The sequence below is a fragment of the Dyella sp. LX-66 genome (genome assembly GCF_018599165.1).
GTDB lineage: Bacteria > Pseudomonadota > Gammaproteobacteria > Xanthomonadales > Rhodanobacteraceae > Dyella_D > Dyella_D marensis.
Map to the genome: position 1 here is coordinate 365,611 of NZ_JAHFVJ010000003.1, position 15,902 is coordinate 381,512.

General features: G+C 68.4%; 15 protein-coding genes and 1 tRNA gene. 9 read left to right on the forward strand and 7 right to left on the reverse strand.

The window, feature by feature from the left end; all coding sequences use genetic code 11:
- Positions 1 to 483 precede the first annotated feature (483 nt).
- The 5 genes from KK141_RS08165 to KK141_RS08185 all read right to left on the reverse strand — a co-directional run bounded on the left by KK141_RS08165 (position 484) and on the right by KK141_RS08185 (position 4,211).
- The gene (locus KK141_RS08165; RefSeq protein ID WP_214569253.1) at positions 484 to 1,767 is read right to left on the reverse strand and encodes a HAMP domain-containing sensor histidine kinase; all 1,284 of its coding nucleotides are present in this window, start codon (positions 1,765 to 1,767) and stop codon (positions 484 to 486) included.
- Positions 1,751 to 2,437, reverse strand: a complete 687-nt coding sequence (locus tag KK141_RS08170; protein WP_026633768.1) for a response regulator transcription factor — start codon at positions 2,435 to 2,437, stop codon at positions 1,751 to 1,753. Before KK141_RS08170 ends, KK141_RS08165 begins: the two co-directional genes overlap by 17 nt.
- 310 nt (positions 2,438 to 2,747) lie before the next feature.
- The gene (rimK, locus tag KK141_RS08175) at positions 2,748 to 3,638 is read right to left on the reverse strand and encodes a 30S ribosomal protein S6--L-glutamate ligase (RefSeq protein ID WP_214569254.1); all 891 of its coding nucleotides are present in this window, start codon (positions 3,636 to 3,638) and stop codon (positions 2,748 to 2,750) included.
- Positions 3,635 to 4,087 (reverse strand): RimK/LysX family protein, encoded by a 453-nt coding sequence (locus KK141_RS08180; RefSeq protein WP_214569255.1) that lies wholly within the window; start codon positions 4,085 to 4,087, stop codon positions 3,635 to 3,637. The genes rimK and KK141_RS08180 overlap by 4 nt, the downstream gene beginning before the upstream one ends.
- A 50-nt stretch (positions 4,088 to 4,137) precedes the next feature.
- Positions 4,138 to 4,211: transfer RNA gene (locus KK141_RS08185), tRNA-Gly, on the reverse strand.
- A 240-nt stretch (positions 4,212 to 4,451) separates the two neighbouring features.
- Between KK141_RS08185 and KK141_RS08190 the strand changes: the two genes are divergently transcribed.
- The 5 genes from KK141_RS08190 to KK141_RS08210 all read left to right on the forward strand — a co-directional run bounded on the left by KK141_RS08190 (position 4,452) and on the right by KK141_RS08210 (position 10,691).
- Entirely contained in the window at positions 4,452 to 6,884 is a 2,433-nt protein-coding gene (locus KK141_RS08190) for a DUF6600 domain-containing protein (RefSeq protein WP_250901618.1), read from the forward strand.
- Positions 6,885 to 6,956: 72 nt separating this feature from the next.
- Positions 6,957 to 7,157 carry a sulfur carrier protein ThiS gene (gene thiS / locus KK141_RS08195; protein WP_026633771.1) on the forward strand — a complete coding sequence of 67 codons (201 nt, stop codon included), beginning with the start codon at positions 6,957 to 6,959 and terminating at the stop codon, positions 7,155 to 7,157.
- Positions 7,158 to 7,188: 31 nt separating this feature from the next.
- Positions 7,189 to 7,989 (forward strand): thiazole synthase, encoded by an 801-nt coding sequence (locus KK141_RS08200; RefSeq protein ID WP_214569256.1) that lies wholly within the window; start codon positions 7,189 to 7,191, stop codon positions 7,987 to 7,989.
- A 2-nt stretch (positions 7,990 to 7,991) separates the two neighbouring features.
- Positions 7,992 to 8,693, forward strand: coding sequence for a tRNA (guanosine(46)-N7)-methyltransferase TrmB (gene trmB / locus KK141_RS08205; protein ID WP_214569257.1), 702 nt, complete (start codon positions 7,992 to 7,994; stop codon positions 8,691 to 8,693).
- Between the two features lie 180 nt (positions 8,694 to 8,873).
- Entirely contained in the window at positions 8,874 to 10,691 is a 1,818-nt protein-coding gene (locus KK141_RS08210) for an SLC13 family permease (protein ID WP_214569458.1), read from the forward strand.
- Positions 10,692 to 10,707: 16 nt separating this feature from the next.
- Here KK141_RS08210 and KK141_RS08215 read toward each other — a convergent pair whose 3' ends face one another.
- A complete protein-coding gene (locus KK141_RS08215; protein ID WP_214569258.1) occupies positions 10,708 to 11,049 on the reverse strand; it encodes a Rieske (2Fe-2S) protein in 342 nt (113 codons plus the stop codon).
- A gap of 78 nt (positions 11,050 to 11,127) precedes the next feature.
- Between KK141_RS08215 and KK141_RS08220 the strand changes: the two genes are divergently transcribed.
- From KK141_RS08220 to KK141_RS08235, 4 genes are all read left to right on the forward strand, one after another.
- Positions 11,128 to 11,409: a hypothetical protein gene (locus KK141_RS08220; RefSeq protein ID WP_214569259.1), complete on the forward strand. Its 282-nt coding sequence runs from the start codon at positions 11,128 to 11,130 to the stop codon at positions 11,407 to 11,409.
- Positions 11,410 to 11,487: 78 nt separating this feature from the next.
- Positions 11,488 to 12,345, forward strand: a complete 858-nt coding sequence (locus KK141_RS08225) for a methylated-DNA--[protein]-cysteine S-methyltransferase (RefSeq protein WP_214569260.1) — start codon at positions 11,488 to 11,490, stop codon at positions 12,343 to 12,345.
- Positions 12,346 to 12,493: 148 nt separating this feature from the next.
- Complete coding sequence (yedA, locus tag KK141_RS08230; protein WP_214569261.1) at positions 12,494 to 13,414, forward strand: drug/metabolite exporter YedA; 921 nt, start codon at positions 12,494 to 12,496, stop codon at positions 13,412 to 13,414.
- A 65-nt stretch (positions 13,415 to 13,479) separates the two neighbouring features.
- On the forward strand, positions 13,480 to 14,895 hold the full coding sequence (locus KK141_RS08235) for a TIGR00366 family protein (protein ID WP_214569262.1): 1,416 nt from the start codon (positions 13,480 to 13,482) through the stop codon (positions 14,893 to 14,895).
- A gap of 102 nt (positions 14,896 to 14,997) precedes the next feature.
- On the opposite strand, the gene KK141_RS08240 is transcribed toward KK141_RS08235, so the two are convergent.
- Positions 14,998 to 15,876: a LysR family transcriptional regulator gene (locus KK141_RS08240; RefSeq protein ID WP_214569263.1), complete on the reverse strand. Its 879-nt coding sequence runs from the start codon at positions 15,874 to 15,876 to the stop codon at positions 14,998 to 15,000.
- Between the last annotated feature and the right edge of the window lie 26 nt (positions 15,877 to 15,902).

Sequence of the window (15,902 nt, forward strand, 5' to 3'; positions counted from 1 at the left end):
GGTCCGCCACGGCCAAGACGGCCATGTTTCAAAATGTCGCGTGCCATCGATTTTTATGACGCAGACGGCTACCGGCACCGGCATCGCAACCTGCCGGGATGAGCCGTGACGGATCTGCTGGGTGACACGGGAGACGGAATGGGGGATTCCGCATGACGTATTGGAAAATACGCTAAGACTTTTCCCCTACCCTGTTCCCGGCTTGGAGTGTCCATGCCTGAACGGGAGCTTGTCCACCGGGGAAAATGTGCTTTGCATCACAGCTTGTGCGGCGCAGCACGAGTTTGCCGGGAAAATGAGAAATTAATGGCGAAGGATATGTCAACGAAGCGCGGGGTTAATGCAGACTATTTCAACGCATGAAAATCGCGTCAATGCGCAGATTATCTTCCGGCATTAACAGGCCAATCATGAAACGGCCGTCAATTCACTAATGTGAAATAGCGGATCGGCATGACTTGATAATCATGCCGAGGTGCCACGTCATTGAAACACGATGCAGGCAATCGCCCCGTTGGTATCCGGGCGCGGACGCATCGACACGTCCCAGCCATACAGCTCGCACAGCCGCCGCACGATCGCCAGGCCCAGCCCCGCGCCGCTGCCGCCCGCGCCTTCGCCGCGCACGCCGCGCTGGAACAGGCGCTCGGCGTCTTCGGGCTTGATACCGGGGCCGGTGTCGATCACTTCGATGCGGTCCTTCTCGACCTTCACCGTGACCTGGCCTTCCAGCGTGTACTTGATGGCGTTGCCGATCAGGTTGGTGAGCGCCACCGACAGCACCGAAGCCGGCGCATTGATGCTCAGACCGCCGTTCACCACCAGCTCCACGTTCAGCGGCTTGTCGCGCATCTGCGGACGCTGGCTTTCGATCACGTCGGAGGCGACCTTGGCCACTTCGGTGGTCTCGCCGCGGGTGGGGCCGCGGCGTTCGGCGCGCGACAGCAGCAGCAGCGCTTCGATCAGTTCGGTGGCCTGGCGCGAGGCGCGCTCGATGCGCTTCAGGCGTTCGCGCAGCTTGTCGGTGAGATCGGGCGAACCCTGCAGCAGTTCCGTGGTGCTGGCGATCACCGCCAGCGGCGTGCGCAGCTCGTGGCTCACGTCGGAATTGAATTCGCGGTCGCGCTCCACCATCGAGGTCAGGCGGTTGGCGTATTCGTCCAGCGCCAGCGCCAGCTCGCCCACTTCGTCGTCGGCGAAATGCGGGGCCAGCGGCTCGGCCTTGCCGTTCTTGCGGAACTCGCGCAGGCGCTGCGCCAGTTCGCTCACCGGCTTGAGCACCTTGCGCGACAGCCACAGCCCCAGCGCCAGCGAGATCAGGCCGAACAGGAACACCGCGGCGAGCACCGCGGTGAGCAGCTGGCGCTTGCCCAGTTCGTCGCGCGAGACGTCGTACTGCACGAAGCTGATCACGCCGTCCTTGCGGCGCACGGCCAGCTTGTAGTGGTGCGGCTTGCCGTCCGGGCCGGTCTCGAACAGGTCGTGCACGCCGGTATCCAGGCTTTGCCAGGACAGCGGCGCCTTATAGATGGTGCGGTCGCTCCAGGAAGCCGCCTTGATGATTTCGAACGCAGGCGCCCGGTCCGGGTGGGCCAGGACTTGTTCGTTGAGGCGGTCCACCTCGTCCTGCAAGGCCGAGGTGATGAGCTGGTTCTCGACGCGCTCGCGGATGTTGAGCGCCGCGAAGGCAAACAGGGCGCTGAGGCCGAACCCGAACAGCGCGAAGCTCAGGACCAGGCGAAAACGAAGCTTACGTCTGGACCGCATCCGGGTCGACCATGCGATATCCGATACCGTGCCGCGTGTGGATCAGCGGCTTGTCAAAAGGTTTGTCGATCGCCGCGCGCAGGCCGTGGATATGCACGCGCAGGCTGTCGCTGTCGGGCAGTTCCTCGCCCCACACGCGCTGTTCCAGATCCTGGCGGGTGACCACCGAAGGACTGGCTTCCATCAGCGCCTGCAGCAGCTTCAGGCCGATCGGGTTGAGCTGGATCGACTTGCTGTCGCGGGTGACGGTGAGCGTGTCCAGGTTGTAGGTGAGGTCGGCCACTTTCAGCACGCGGCTCTGCGGGCCCTTGCCGCGGCGCGCCAGCACTTCCAGGCGGGCGGCCAGTTCCTGCAGGGCGAACGGCTTGGTCATGTAGTCGTCGGCGCCGGACTCGAAGCCGGTGAGCTTCTGCTCCAGCGCGTCGCGCGCGGTGAGCATCAGCACCGGGGTCTGCTTGTGCGCCTCGTGGCGGAGCTTGCGCGCCACATCCAGGCCGTCCATGCCGGGCAGGGTCAGGTCCAGCACGATCACGTCGAATTCGTTCACTACCGCCAGATGCAGGCCGGTCACGCCGTCGCCGGCGAAATCGACCACATGGCCGCGATCCTCCAGGTAATCGCCGATATTCGTCGCGATATCGCTGTTGTCTTCGATCACCAGTACGCGCATACGCCACTCCGTGTCGCCGCCGGTTTGGGTCCGGCCATGGCGGCAAGCTTAACAATTTGCGCCGGGGAAGGTGGGCGCGAAGCCGGCAGCAGGCTGCAATCTTTTGCGCGGCCGCGAATCCGGCCCAAAAGAAAAGGCCCGGAGGCGCGGCGGGAAGCCGCTCCATCCGGGCCCAAGCTACTGCCCCGATACCGTAATCTGCTGTCACTAGACCATAGCGGTTGAAGTGCCAAGCAAATTGCAGTGGGACCTTTATAGGGGCGGTGGAGTTACGGTGTGGTTAACCCGTACTGAGGCCACCGTTAACCGTTCAGCGGGCGGCGGCTTTCCGCTGATGCTGCTCGAGGTGCTTGATGATGTGCGCCGACACGTCGACGCCCGTCGCCGCTTCGATGCCTTCCAGTCCGGGCGACGCATTCACTTCGAGAATGAGCGGGCCGCGCTTGGAACGCAGCAGGTCGACGCCGGCAATGCCTAAGCCCAGCGCCTTGGCCGCGCGGATCGAGATCTGCCGTTCTTCGGCGCTGAGCGTGGCCGCCTGCGCGCTGCCGCCGCGATGCAGGTTGGCGCGGAAGTCGCCGGGGCTGGCGTCGCGCTGCATCGCCGCCACCACCTTGTTGCCGACCACGAAGCAACGCAGGTCGCTGCCGTTGGCTTCGCCGATGAACTCCTGCACCAGGAAGTTGGCGTATAGGCCGCGGAAGGCCTCGATCACGCTCTGCGAGGCGCTGCGCTTTTCCGCCAGCACCACGCCGGTGCCCTGGCTGCCTTCGTTGAGCTTGATGACGTGCGGCGGGTCGCCCAGCATGGCCAGCACGTCGGCGGTGTCGTCGGGGTTGTCGCCGAACACCGTCACCGGCATGTCCAGGCCCTGCGAGGCCAGGATCTGCAGCGCGCGCAGCTTGTCGCGCGCGCGCAGCACGGCGTCGGACGGGTTGGGCGTGTACACGCCCATCATCTCCAGCTGGCGCAGCACCGCGGTGCCGTAGAAGGTGCTGGTGGTACCGATGCGCGGGATCACCGCGTCGATGTCCTTCAGCGGCTTGCCCTTGTAGCGGATCGCCACGTCGCCGGGCGCGATGCGCACGTAGCAGCGCAGCGGGTCGAGCACGCGCACCACGTGGCCGCGCTCGCGCGCCACCTCGACCAGGCGCTGGGTGGAATACAGGCGGGAATTGCGCGAGAGGATGGCGATCTTCATGGGACATCCGTGGCCGCGAGGGGATGGCGCGGTTGGGTGTAGGAGAGGGCCGGGTCCACCGCGAAGCGCCCGTGCAGCGCCGTGCGTCCCAGCAACATGGGAAACAGCATATGCCGCCGATCGGTCAGATTGACGTCGACGTTGAAGCTGCGCCCGGCCAGTACCAGGCCGGTGCGGATGAACCAGCGTTCGGTGCGCTTGCCGCCGGTATCGATGACCACGCGCCGGTCGTGCGCCGGCGCCTCGCACAGCCGCCCGACGCGATGACCGCGACCGGTGCGCACGACGAAGCGCAGCCAGGTGGCGCCATCGCGTTCGAAGGTTTCCAGTTCTTCCACGTGCAGCGCGCTGCTGCGCGCGCCGGTGTCGAGCTTGACCTTGAGCGAGTGAATGCCGAGGTCCGGCAATGCCAGGCGCTCCCGCCAGCCGAGTGTGATCACATCCGCCATCTTCAGCGCACTGATTCGGGAGAGGGGGCTCGGTGGGGCGAGGGCGGGAATGGAGCGGGTGAAGGGAATCGAACCCTCGTCAGTAGCTTGGGAAGCTACAGCTCTACCATTGAGCTACACCCGCAACGACGGCGGATGGTAACCGGGAGCCGTGCGCTTGGGAACAACCCGGCGGCGGGCGCCCGGCGGCCGCGTCCTAACGCGCGGTGAACCACAGATGGCGGCCGGCTGAATCGCTCTGCGGGCTAAACGAATTCCTTGCGCACGGCGCGCATCGCGGCATGCACATAATCGGGCCGTCGGCGTCCGGCCATCCCATGCGTTTTTACGGACGTCATCAACGCGCAACGCTCTGGAGAACGTCATGCGTCTTCCCTCTTCCTTCATGACACGCGCCTGGCCGCGCGCCGCGGCGGCGCTGCTCTTATTGGCGCCGTTGTGGTGCGCGGCCGGCCTGGTCCAGGCCCAGTCGCAGCCACCCGACAGCGACGCCGGCGATCCGCCGTCGCGCGTCGCCCGGCTTTCCTATCAGTCCGGCGACCTCGGCATGCTCCCCTCCGGCACGCAGGACTGGAGCGACGCCAGCCTCAACCGCCCGCTCACCAGCGGCGACCGCCTGTCCACCGGTGCCGACGGCCGCGCGGAGCTCGAGCTCGGCGGCGGCAGCCTGCGCATGGCGCAGAACACCGACTTCGGCCTGCTCGATCTGAACGATCAGGTCGCCCAGGTGGAACTGACCCAGGGCACGCTCAACCTCGCCGTGCGCAATCTCGGCGAAGGCGAGAGCTACGAGATCGACACGCCCACCGCCGCGCTGGTGATCACCCAGCCAGGCACCTTCCGCGTCGACATCGACCGCGACGGCCACACCACCGACGTCACCGTGTTCCGCGGCCAGGCCACGCTGTACGGCGAGAACAATGCGCAGCGCATGGTCAATGCCGGCACGCGCTATGTCATCGGCGATGCGGCGCTGAACCAGGTGTCGCTGGAAGACATCGGCGACCGCGGCGACGCCTTCGACGACTGGTGCTACCAGCGCGACCAGCGCTACGCGAATTCGCCCAGCCGCCGCTATGTCTCCGACGAAGTGGTCGGCTACCAGGACCTGGACGATCACGGCGACTGGCAGACCGACCCCGACTACGGCGCCGTCTGGTACCCGTCGCAGGTGGCAGCCGACTGGGCGCCGTACCGCGACGGTCACTGGGCCTGGGTCGGCCCCTGGGGCTGGACCTGGGTGGACGATGCGCCCTGGGGCTTCGCCCCGTTCCATTACGGCCGCTGGGCCTTCGTCGGACACCGCTGGGGCTGGGTGCCGGGGCCGGTGGCGGTGCGCCCGGTGTACGCGCCGGCGCTGGTCGCCTTCGTCGGCGGCGGCAACTGGAGCGTGTCGATCGGTGTCGGCGGCGGCGCGCCGGTGGGCTGGTTCCCGCTCGGCCCGCGCGAGGTCTACAACCCGTGGTACCGCGCCAGCCGCAACTACTACACCAACGTCAACGTCACCAATATCTATGTGCGCAACGTCAACCGCACCACGGTGATCAACAACATCAACAACCAGTACAACTATTTCCGCAACGGGCGCCCGGCGCCGAACGTCGCCTACGCCAACCGCGGCGTGCCGCACGCCTTCAGCGCCGTGCCGGGCCGGACCTTCGCCAGCGCGCAGAACGTGCGCCGCAACCTGGTGCAGGCCGATCCGGGCCGCTTCGCCGCCGCGCCGGTGCTCGCACGCGGCGTGGCGATCCAGCCGACCCGCGCCAGCTTCGCGCCGCCGCGTCCGGCCAATGCGCGGCCGCTGCCGGCCGCCGGCTTCCAGCGTGAAGTGGTCGCACGCCGCGCGCCGCCGGCCAACGCCATGGCGCGCCCGGTGGCCGACGATGTGCGGCCGAACCGACTCGGCCAGCAGCGCCCCGGCATGCCGGTGGCGCCGCCGTCGAACGTGCGCGTGCTGGGCAGCACCGGTCCAGTGGGCCCGAACGGAGCGAATCGTCCGATGCCGGGCCGCGACACCGCCGCCACCGTGCCGGCGCGCCTGCCGCCGGTCGGTAATCGCCCCGATAACGCCAACGTCGACAACGGACCACGCCGCTTCGAAGCCAATAACCGCCCGGACAACGCCGCAAACGCGCCCAATGCACGCCCGGACATGCGCCCGAACGAACTGCCCTCGGCCCGCTTCGCCCACCCCGACGCCGCCGACCGCGCCGCCGTGCAGAACCGCCGCGACGGCGGACAGCCGATCGGCAACGACAACGGCCGCAACAACAATCCGCGCCCCGGCGTGAGCTTCGTCACCAACCCCGAGCAGGACCGCGCCCGCCAGGCGCAGACGCAGCCGCAGGCCACCCCGCAGCCGCGCACCCTGCCCGACGTGCAGCGCTTCAACCGCCGCGACGAGCCGGGTGCCGCACCCGAAGCGCGCCAGCCGCGCTACGAGCCGCAGCCCAACCGCCAGGACGACCGTCCGCAGCCGGAACGCCAGCTGGACCGCCCGCAGCCCATGCCGCAGAACGCTGCCCCGCGCGATTTCCGCCAGGCGCAGCCGCAGCCCTCGTTCCGCCAGGAGCGCAGCGAGCCGCAGCCGGAGCAGCGCATCGAACGCGCCCCGCCGCAGCGGGCCGAGCCAATGCCGCAGCCCAGCCTGCGCGAAGCTCGGCCTGCGTACGAGCGGCCGAACCCGCCGCCGCAGCCGCAGCGCGAGCAGGCCCGTCCGCAGCCGGCCCAGGGCCAGAACCATGGCGGCGGCGAACACCGTCCGCCGCCGCGCGGCAAGGACGAGCACCAGAACTGAGGTCCCCCAAGAGCCCGGCACACGCCGGGCTCTTTCTTTGGGCATCACGCCGGCAGCGGCTACAATGGCGTAATGCAGATCATGCTCAATGGCAGCCCACGCGACTGCGCCAACGCCATCACCGTCGCCCAACTGCTGCAGGAAGCCGGCTACGGCGACCGCCGCGTCGCGGTAGAAGTGAATCGCGAAATCGTCCCCCGCAGCATGCACATCCGCTGGGTCCTCGCCGAGGGCGACCAGGTCGAGATCGTGCACGCCATCGGCGGCGGCTGATGCCCCGCCCCTCCCCCGCGTCCGAGACCCCATGAACACCAAGACCCACGACGTCGCCGACCCGCTCGTCATCGCCGGCAAGAGCTACGGCTCGCGCCTGCTCACCGGCACCGGCAAGTACAAGGACTTCGACGAGACCCGCCGCGCCACCCAGGCCGCCGGCGCCGACATCGTCACCCTGGCGATCCGCCGCGTGAACATCGGCCAGGACGCCAGCCAGCCCAACCTGCTCGATGCACTGCCGCCCAGCGAATTCACCCTGCTGCCCAATACCGCCGGCTGCTACAACGCGGTCGACGCCGTGCGCACCTGCCGCCTCGCGCGCGAGCTGCTGGACGGCCACAAGCTGGTGAAGCTGGAAGTGCTCGGCGACGAGCGCACCCTGTTCCCCGACGTGGTGGAAACCCTGAAAGCCGCCGAGACCCTGGTCGCCGACGGCTTCGACGTGATGGTCTACACCAGCGACGACCCGATCCTGGCCAAGCGCCTGGAACAGATCGGCTGCGTGGCGGTGATGCCGCTGGCCGCGCCGATCGGCTCGGGGCTGGGCATCCAGAACCGCTACAACCTGCTGGAAATCATCGAGAGCGCCAAGGTGCCGATCATCGTCGACGCCGGCGTAGGCACCGCCTCGGACGCCGCCATCGCGATGGAGCTGGGCTGCGACGGCGTGCTGATGAACACCGCCATCGCCGGCGCCAGGGACCCGGTGCTGATGGCGCACGCGATGAAGCTGGCGATCGAGGCCGGCCGCGCCGCTTTCCGCGCCGGCCGCATCCCGCGCAAGCGCTACGCCTCGGCATCCAGCCCGATCGACGGCACCATCGGCTGAGCATGGGCGAGCACAGCGAAGACAGCGCGCCGTACCTGCGCCGCATCCGCAGCTTCGTGCTGCGCGAAGGCCGCATGACGCCGGCGCAGCAGCGCGCCTTCGACGAGCACTGGGCGCGCTTCGGCATCGACTACAGCGGCACCGCGCAGGACTACCCCGCGCGCTTCGGCCGCCAGGCGCCGCTGGTGATGGAGATCGGCTTCGGCAACGGCGAGGCGCTGGCCTGGGCCAGCGAGCACGATCAGGCGCGCGACTATCTCGGCATCGAAGTGCATGGCCCGGGTGTGGGCCGGCTGATGAATGCGCTGGCCGCGCGCGACGCCGCCAACGTGCAGCTGTACAAGCACGACGCGGTGGAAGTGCTGGAACACGAGATCGCCCCCGGCAGCCTGGCCGAGGCGCGCATCTGGTTTCCCGACCCCTGGCACAAGAAACGCCACAACAAGCGCCGCATCGTGCAGCCGCCGTTCGTCGCCCTGCTCGCCTCGCGCATGGCGCCCGGCGGCCTGCTGCACCTGGCCACCGACTGGCAGCCCTACGCGGAGCACATGCTCGAAGTGATGGAAGCGGCGCCGGACTGGCGCAACGACGTCGGCCCCGGCCAGTACGCCGAGAAACCGGCATGGCGCATCGAGACCCACTTCGAGCGGCGCGGCCTGAAGCTGGGCCACGGCGTGTGGGATCTGCTCTATCGCCGCGCATGATGTGCGGCGTGTCGCCAGGGACGGCTCCGATTCACCAGTGAAGCAGCCACACCGCCTATACTCGCCGACCAGAGCAGGGACGAGTCTTCGCAGCGTGACGCAAGCACCGCCTAACGCCATCCACCTTCGCCCTCTGGTCCGACAGGAAGCCAGCTAGTGGGACTCTCGCTCACCCCCGAAATGATCCTGGTGCTCGGGCTGGTGGGCTTCACCATGCTGATGCTGGTGCTGGAGTGGATCCGCGCCGACATGGTGGCGCTGCTGGTGGTGGTGGTGATCGGCCTGACCGGCCTGATTCCCTCCGACCGCGTGTTCAACGGCTTCGCCGGCAACGCGGTGATCGCCATCATCGCGATCATGATCATGGGCGCAGGGCTCGACCGCGCCGGCGTGCTCGGCCTGACCGCCAACTTCGTGATGCGCATGGCGCGCGGCGTGGAATCGCGCCTGGGCGTGGTGATCAACCTGGTCACCAGCCTGTTCAGCGCGGTGATCCCCAGCCAGGCGCTGGCCGCGCTGATGATCCCGGTCACCAGCCGCCTGGCCGCGCGCACCGGCGTGCCGCTGTCGCGCCTGCTGCTGCCGATGGCGTTCTGCATCCTCACCGCCACCAACACCACGCTGATCGCCAACTCGCCGCTGATCGTGCTCAACGACCTGATCGCGAGCGCGAACGCCAACCTGCCGCCGGGCGCGCACACCATTCCGAAGTTCGGCCTGTTCAGCGTGACCCCGGTCGGCCTGGTGCTGGCGCTGTGCGGCGTGCTGTTCTTCTACCTGTTCACGCCCAAGCTGCTGCCGGAGCGCGAGGACGAGCGCCTGAAGGTGACGCCGGGCCGCACCGAGAGCTACTTCGCCGACACCTACGGCATCGGCGGCGAAACAGCCGAGCTCACTGTCACCGCGGAAAGCCCGCTGGTGGGCATGAGCATCGGCGAGGTGGAACAGCTGTACGGCGCGCCGCTGATCCTGGCGATCAAGAGCGGCACCGAGGCGCGCATGGCGCCGCCGGTGGACCACGTGATCTGGGTGGGTTCGGTGCTGGGCGTGCTGGGTCCGCGCGAACAGCTGAGCCAGTTCGCCAACAACCAGCTGTGCAAGCTGTCGCCGCGCATGCGCCAGCTGGGCGAGCTGTTCAATTCCAGCCGCGCCGGCATTTCGGAGGCGGTGATCCCGCCCAGCTCGCGCTTCATCAAGCAGAGTGTCGCCGAGCTGCGCCTGCGCAAGCGCTACGGCATCTCGGTGCTGGCGGTGAACCGCGGCGACCAGGTGTTCCGCGACGACGTGCGCGCGGTGAGCCTGCGGGCCGGCGACACCCTGGTGCTGCACAGCAGCTGGCGCGACCTGGGGCTGGCGTCGGAGGACAAGGACCTGGTCGTCGTCACCGACATCCCGAAGGAAGAACAGCGCCCCGGCAAGATCTGGCAGGCGGTGGGCTTCTTCGTGCTGGCCAAGTGCCTGGCCCTGTTCACCCACCTGGATCTGTCGGTGGCGATGATGACCGGCGCCATCGGCATGCTGCTCACCGGCGTGCTGAACATGGACGAGGCCTACAAGGCGATCAACTGGAAGACCATCTTCGTCACCGCCTGCCTGATTCCGCTGGGCTGGTCGATGGACGCCACCGGCACCGCCGCGTGGCTGGCGCAGGAGGTGCTGCAGCATCTGGGCAATGCCTCGCCTTACGTGCTGCAGCTGTGCCTGGCCATCCTCACCCTGCTGTTCTCGCAGGTGATGTCCAACGTGGGCGCCACGGTGATGATGGTGCCGATCGCCATCAGCGTGGCGGTGGCCACCGGCGGCAACCCGTCGGCATATGCGCTGATCGTGGCGGTGTCCTCGTCCAACACCTTCCTGCTCACCTCCGGCCACCCCGCCTTGATGATGGTGGCTGGCCCCGGCGGCTACCGCGGCAAGGATTTCCTGCGCGTGGGCCTGCCGCTGACCGCGATGGTGCTGGTGATCACTCTGGTGGCGATCAACCTGATGTTCCGCTGATTCAGGCCACGCCCGCTCAGCCGAGCCGCACTTCGCCGTCCACCACGTCCACCGCCACCGCATGCAGGTGCTCGCCGCGGCAGGGGCCGCCGATGCACAGGCCGTCGGCGGTGTTGAAGCTGGCGCCGTGCGCGGCACAGACCAGCACGCCATCGCGGATCAGGAACTTGCCCGGCGCCCAGTCCAGCCGGCGTCCCGCATGCGGGCAGATGTTGAGATAGGCCTGCGCGGCGGCGCCGTGGCGCACCACGATCAGGCTTTCTTCCCCTTCCGGCAGCGCGGCGTCGACGGCGATCGCTTCGCCGTCGATAATTTCGTCCAGGCGGCAGAGCGGCGGGGCGGGGGTGGCTGTATCCATCGGCACTTGTCTCTCGGGGGTGAAAGCCCCATCGTTACGCACGTAAGTCATTGATTTTACCACACGGATTTTTAACACATGCGCTTCACGCTGCCGTCTCCGCGTCGTTCCCGCCACCCGCTGGTCCGTGCCCTGTCGCTGCTGGTCGGCGTGGCGCTGGTGGGCGTGCTGCTGGTGTTCGGTCTGGTCGTGGCCGGCGTGCTGCTGGTCGGTGGCGGCCTGTGGCTGGCCCTGCGCCACTGGACCCGCAAGAGTAATGCCTCCGCCGCGGCGCCGCGCGCCGCCGGCGCGCACCAGCCGGAAGTGCTGGAAGGCGAGTTCGTGGTGCTGCACCAGTCCCACCACCACGCCGCGCGCTGAGCGCGTTCGCGCAAGAAGCGGATAGTCCCGTCCACGCCGGATGGCTAGCCTGATGGCATGGACATCCGCACCGCTCCCATGAACCACCGCCAGGGCACCGAAGCCGCGCTCGAACGCGTGCGTGCGCTGATCGAGGACGCCGAACAGGCGCCCAGCCTGGACACCCTGGCCGAAGCCGCGGGCTTGAGCCCCACTTATCTGCAGCGTGCGTTCCGCCGCCGCTACGGCATGAGTCCGGCCGAATACCACCGCGCCCGCCGCTTCGGCCAGTTCAAGGCCTCGCTGCGCGACGGCGCCGCGGTAACCGACGCGGTCTACGACGCCGGCTTCGGCTCCGGCAGCCGCGTCTACGAGCACAGCAACCGCCTGCTCGGCATGACCCCGGCCAGCTACCGCGCCGGCGGCCTCGGCGCCAGCATCCGCTACACCACCACCGACACCCCACTGGGCCGCCTGCTGGTGGCGACCACCGCGCGCGGCATCTGCTCGGTGACCCTGGGCGACGGCGACGCCGATCTGCAGCGCCGCCTGCGCGACGAATTCCCCCAGGCCGAACTGGAACGCGTCGACGCCGGCCGCGAGGAATGGCTGGACGCGGTGATCGCGCGCATCGCTTCCGAACTGGGCTGGACCGACGCCGCCGCGCCGGAACTGCCGCCGCTGGATATCGCCGCCACCGCGTTCCAGTGGCGCGTCTGGGATGCCCTTACCCGCATCCCCGCCGGCAGCACGCGCAGCTATGGCGAGATCGCCGCGGACATCGGCCTGCCGAAGGCGGCGCGCGCGGTGGGCCAGGCCTGCGGCAACAACCGGGTGGCCCTGATCGTGCCCTGCCACCGCGTGGTGCGCGAAGACGGTTCGATCGGCGGCTGGCGCTGGGGCGTGGAACGCAAGCGCGAGCTGCTGGCGCGGGAACGGCGGCGGGCTTCGGCCTGAGCCTAAAACCGGGTAAATCCGGCTGCGCCTTGATGCTGTCTCAAGGTAGCCTTGCAAACCGCTCGCTACTCGCCTCCCCGGCCACGCATTATCTTGCTGGATCGCTAGACTAGTCGCCGCGCCCCTTCCCTCCCGCGCCATCCCCGCCATGACCGACCAGTCCGTTTCCAACGCCGCCCGCGCGGCGCAAGGCCCGTTCGCCGACACGCGCGTGATGATTCCGCTCGCGCTGTTCGCGCTGTACATCATCTGGGGTTCCACCTACCTGGGCATCCGCCTGGCGCTGGAAAGCTATCCGCCCTTCCTGCTCGCTGGCATCCGCTTCCTGTGCGCCGGCGTGCTGCTGTTCGGCCTGCTGCGCCTGCGCGGCGTGGCCATGCCCACCGCGCGGCAGTGGCGCAATGCCGGTATCACCGGCGTGCTGCTGCTGGGCTTCGGCAACGGCCTGGTGTGCTTCGCCGAGCAGAGCGTCAGTTCCGGCATCGCCGCGGTGGCGGTGGCCAGCCTGCCGCTGTTCGCCGCGCTGTTCTCCGGCCTGTACGGGCAGTGGCCGACCGCGCGCGAAACCGTCGGCCTGGTGATCGGCTTCGCCGGCGTGGTGGTGCTCAACCTGGGCAGCAGCCTGTCGGCCTCGCGCATCGGCGCGATCGCGCTCATTGTGGCGGCGGCGAGCTGGGCCTTCGGCTCGATCTGGAGCAAGCGCCAGGACATGCCCGCCGGCCCGATGAACACCGCCGCGCAGATGCTGGTGGCCAGCGTGGCGCTGCTGCTGGTGGGCTTCGGCACGGGTGAACACCTGCCCGCGCATCCGACCCTGCGTGCGACGCTGGCGGTCGGCTACCTGGTGGTGTTCGGTTCGCTCATCGCGTTCAGCGCCTACCTTTACGTGCTCAAGAACGCGCGCCCCGCCGTCGCCACCAGCTATGCCTACGTGAACCCGCCGGTGGCGGTGCTGTTCGGCGTGCTGATCGCGGGCGAGCACGTGGGCCCGTACGACATCGCCGGCATGGCGGTGATCCTGCTCGGCGTGGCGATCATCACGCTGTTCAAGCAGCGCGCGAAGGGCTGAGACCAAGATCGTATTGCCGCTGTGCGCGGCTTGCGCCACCCTCCCCGCATTTGGGGAGGGCGGTCATGCCGAATGCGAACGAAGGTGCCCTGGCCCGCGCGGCCCTGCGCAGTTCCGCCTGGGCCGAACGCTGGTTTCCCGATGCATGGGTATTTGCCGCGCTGGGCGTGATTCTCGTCGCCGGGGCCGCGCTGGCCTTCGGCGCCACGCCCACGGTCACCGTCAATGCCTTCGGCGACGGCTTCTGGAGCCTGATTCCCTTCACCATGCAGATGGCCTTCGTGGTGATCGGCGGCTATGTCGTGGCCACCGCACCGGTGGTCGCGCGCTTTATCGAATTGCTGGCGCGCGTGCCGCGTAGCGGGCGCGGCGCGGTGTGCTACGTGGGCCTGGTCAGCATGCTGGCTTCGCTGCTGTCCTGGGGTTTCTCGCTGGTATTCGGCGGCTTGCTGGTGCGTGCGCTGGCACGGCGCGGCGACTTGCGCATGGACTATCGCGCGGCCGGCGCCGCGGCATACCTGGGCCTTGGCGCGGTGTGGGCGATGGGGCTTTCATCGTCCGCCGCGCAGCTGCAGGCCAATCCCAAGAGCATGCCGCCGGGGCTGCTCAACATCACCGGCGTGCTGCCTTTCAGCCAGACCATTTTCCTGTGGCAGTCGATCGTGCTCACCGCCGTGCTGATCGCGGTGTCGCTGCTCATCTGCTGGTTCACCGCGCCGTCGGAAGCGGGCGCGCGCACCGCGGAAGATTTCGGCGTGAGCGAAGCCACCGCCACGCCGCCGCTGCCGCCGCGCACCCGGCCAGGCGAATGGCTGGAATACAGCCCGCTGCTGTCGCTGCTGATCGGCCTGCTCGGGCTGGGCTGGCTCGGTTATGAGTTCGCCAGCAAGCCGGCAGTGACCGCTATCGCCAATCTCAACACCTACAACTTTCTGTTCCTCACCGTCGGCCTGCTGCTGCACTGGCGTCCGCGCAGTTTCCTCAACGCGGTGGCGCGCGCGGTGCCGAGCACGGCCGGTGTGCTGATCCAGTTCCCGCTGTACGGCGGTATCGCCGCGCTGCTCACGCATGCGCCGGGGCTGGGTGGCGACACGCTGGCGCATCGCTTGTCCGGCCTGTTCGTGCATGTCGCTTCCACCGACAGCTTCACCCTGGTGATGGGCGTGTACTCCGCCATCCTCGGCTTCTTCGTGCCGTCCGGCGGCGGTAAATGGCTGGTGGAAGCGCCGTACGTGATGCAGGCGGCGAACGACCTGCACGTGCACCTGGGCTGGGCGGTGCAGGTCTACAACGCGGCCGAGGCGCTGCCGAACCTGATCAATCCGTTCTGGATGCTGCCGCTGCTGGGCGTGCTGGGTCTGAAAGCGCGCGACATCGTGGGCTTCACCTTTATCCAGCTGGTGGTGCACGTGCCGCTGGTGCTGGGTCTGCTGTGGCTGCTGGGCATGACCCTGACTTATGTGCCCCCAGTGATGCCATAACGCGCAGCGTAGGTTGGGGTGAGCGCAGCGAACCCCAACGGATGTCCCGATGTACCCGGGCGCCACGTTGGAGTTCGCCTACGGCTCACTCCAACCTACACATCAGGCTGCGTTGACGCTGGCTTTGAGGGCCGCGGCAAGAATGCGCACCGCCTCGCGCGTACGCGGATCGGCAGCACGCTGATACAGCACGATCCGCGTCAATGGCATGCGCGGCAAACCCAACTGTTCGCCCACGTCGACGATCGAAGGCGGACACACGCGCCGCGGCAACGGCGCCACCGCCAGGCCCGCACAGGCCGCCGCGACTACTGCCGGCAGACCGCCGCCGACGAATACTTCCGTCCACGCCACGCCCGCATCGTCCAGCGTCTTCAAGGCCATCGCGCGCACCGCGCAAGGTGCCGCGAGTGCGGCAAGACGCAGCGGCTCGCCGGCCGGCTGCTTCCAGTCCGGCAGCGCGTACCAGGCATACGGCTCGCTGAAGAGCAGCTCGCCGCCGGGGCGGCCGTCGGCGGCGCAGACGATCGCCGCGTCGAGTTCGTCGTTCTCGTAGGCCGCCATCAGGCTGGCGGAAGAACCGATGCGCACCTCGATGCGCAGCGAGCGGTCGTAAGCGCCGATCTTCGCCAGCAACTGCGGCAGTTCGGTGCCGGCCGATTGATCGCTGATGCCTACACGCAAGCTGAGCCGTGCTTCCGTCCGACCATGCAGCGCGCGCTCGTGCGCTTCGAGCAGATCGCGGGCGGCATCGAGAAACGCTGCGCCCTCCTGCGACAGCCGCACGCGCCGCGGCGTGCGCTCCAGCAACCGCCGCCCCAGCCGTTCTTCCAGCCGCTTGAGCTTGAGGCTGACCGCCGACTGGGTGGTGTCCAGCGCCTCGGCCGCGCGGGTGAAGCTGCTCAGATCCGCCACCAGCACGAAGGCCTGCACGGCATCGAGGTCCAGCGGGCGGATCAGCGATCCATTTTCGATCGTCATGATTGAAATATCCGTCGATCAGTTTT

Coding starts and splice junctions, on each gene's coding strand:
- trmB (WP_214569257.1), top strand. CDS start 7,992: ATGGGCGAGCACAGCGAAGACAGCGCGCCGTACCTGCGCCGCATCCGC.
- KK141_RS08235 (WP_214569262.1), top strand. CDS start 13,480: ATGCCGAATGCGAACGAAGGTGCCCTGGCCCGCGCGGCCCTGCGCAGT.
- KK141_RS08180 (WP_214569255.1), bottom strand. CDS start 4,087: ATGGCGGATGTGATCACACTCGGCTGGCGGGAGCGCCTGGCATTGCCG.
- KK141_RS08240 (WP_214569263.1), bottom strand. CDS start 15,876: ATGACGATCGAAAATGGATCGCTGATCCGCCCGCTGGACCTCGATGCC.
- KK141_RS08220 (WP_214569259.1), top strand. CDS start 11,128: ATGCGCTTCACGCTGCCGTCTCCGCGTCGTTCCCGCCACCCGCTGGTC.
- KK141_RS08210 (WP_214569458.1), top strand. CDS start 8,874: ATGATCCTGGTGCTCGGGCTGGTGGGCTTCACCATGCTGATGCTGGTG.
- yedA (WP_214569261.1), top strand. CDS start 12,494: ATGACCGACCAGTCCGTTTCCAACGCCGCCCGCGCGGCGCAAGGCCCG.
- rimK (WP_214569254.1), bottom strand. CDS start 3,638: ATGAAGATCGCCATCCTCTCGCGCAATTCCCGCCTGTATTCCACCCAG.
- KK141_RS08165 (WP_214569253.1), bottom strand. CDS start 1,767: ATGCGGTCCAGACGTAAGCTTCGTTTTCGCCTGGTCCTGAGCTTCGCG.
- KK141_RS08190 (WP_250901618.1), top strand. CDS start 4,452: ATGCGTCTTCCCTCTTCCTTCATGACACGCGCCTGGCCGCGCGCCGCG.
- KK141_RS08170 (WP_026633768.1), bottom strand. CDS start 2,437: ATGCGCGTACTGGTGATCGAAGACAACAGCGATATCGCGACGAATATC.
- KK141_RS08200 (WP_214569256.1), top strand. CDS start 7,189: ATGAACACCAAGACCCACGACGTCGCCGACCCGCTCGTCATCGCCGGC.
- KK141_RS08215 (WP_214569258.1), bottom strand. CDS start 11,049: ATGGATACAGCCACCCCCGCCCCGCCGCTCTGCCGCCTGGACGAAATT.
- thiS (WP_026633771.1), top strand. CDS start 6,957: ATGCAGATCATGCTCAATGGCAGCCCACGCGACTGCGCCAACGCCATC.
- KK141_RS08225 (WP_214569260.1), top strand. CDS start 11,488: ATGAACCACCGCCAGGGCACCGAAGCCGCGCTCGAACGCGTGCGTGCG.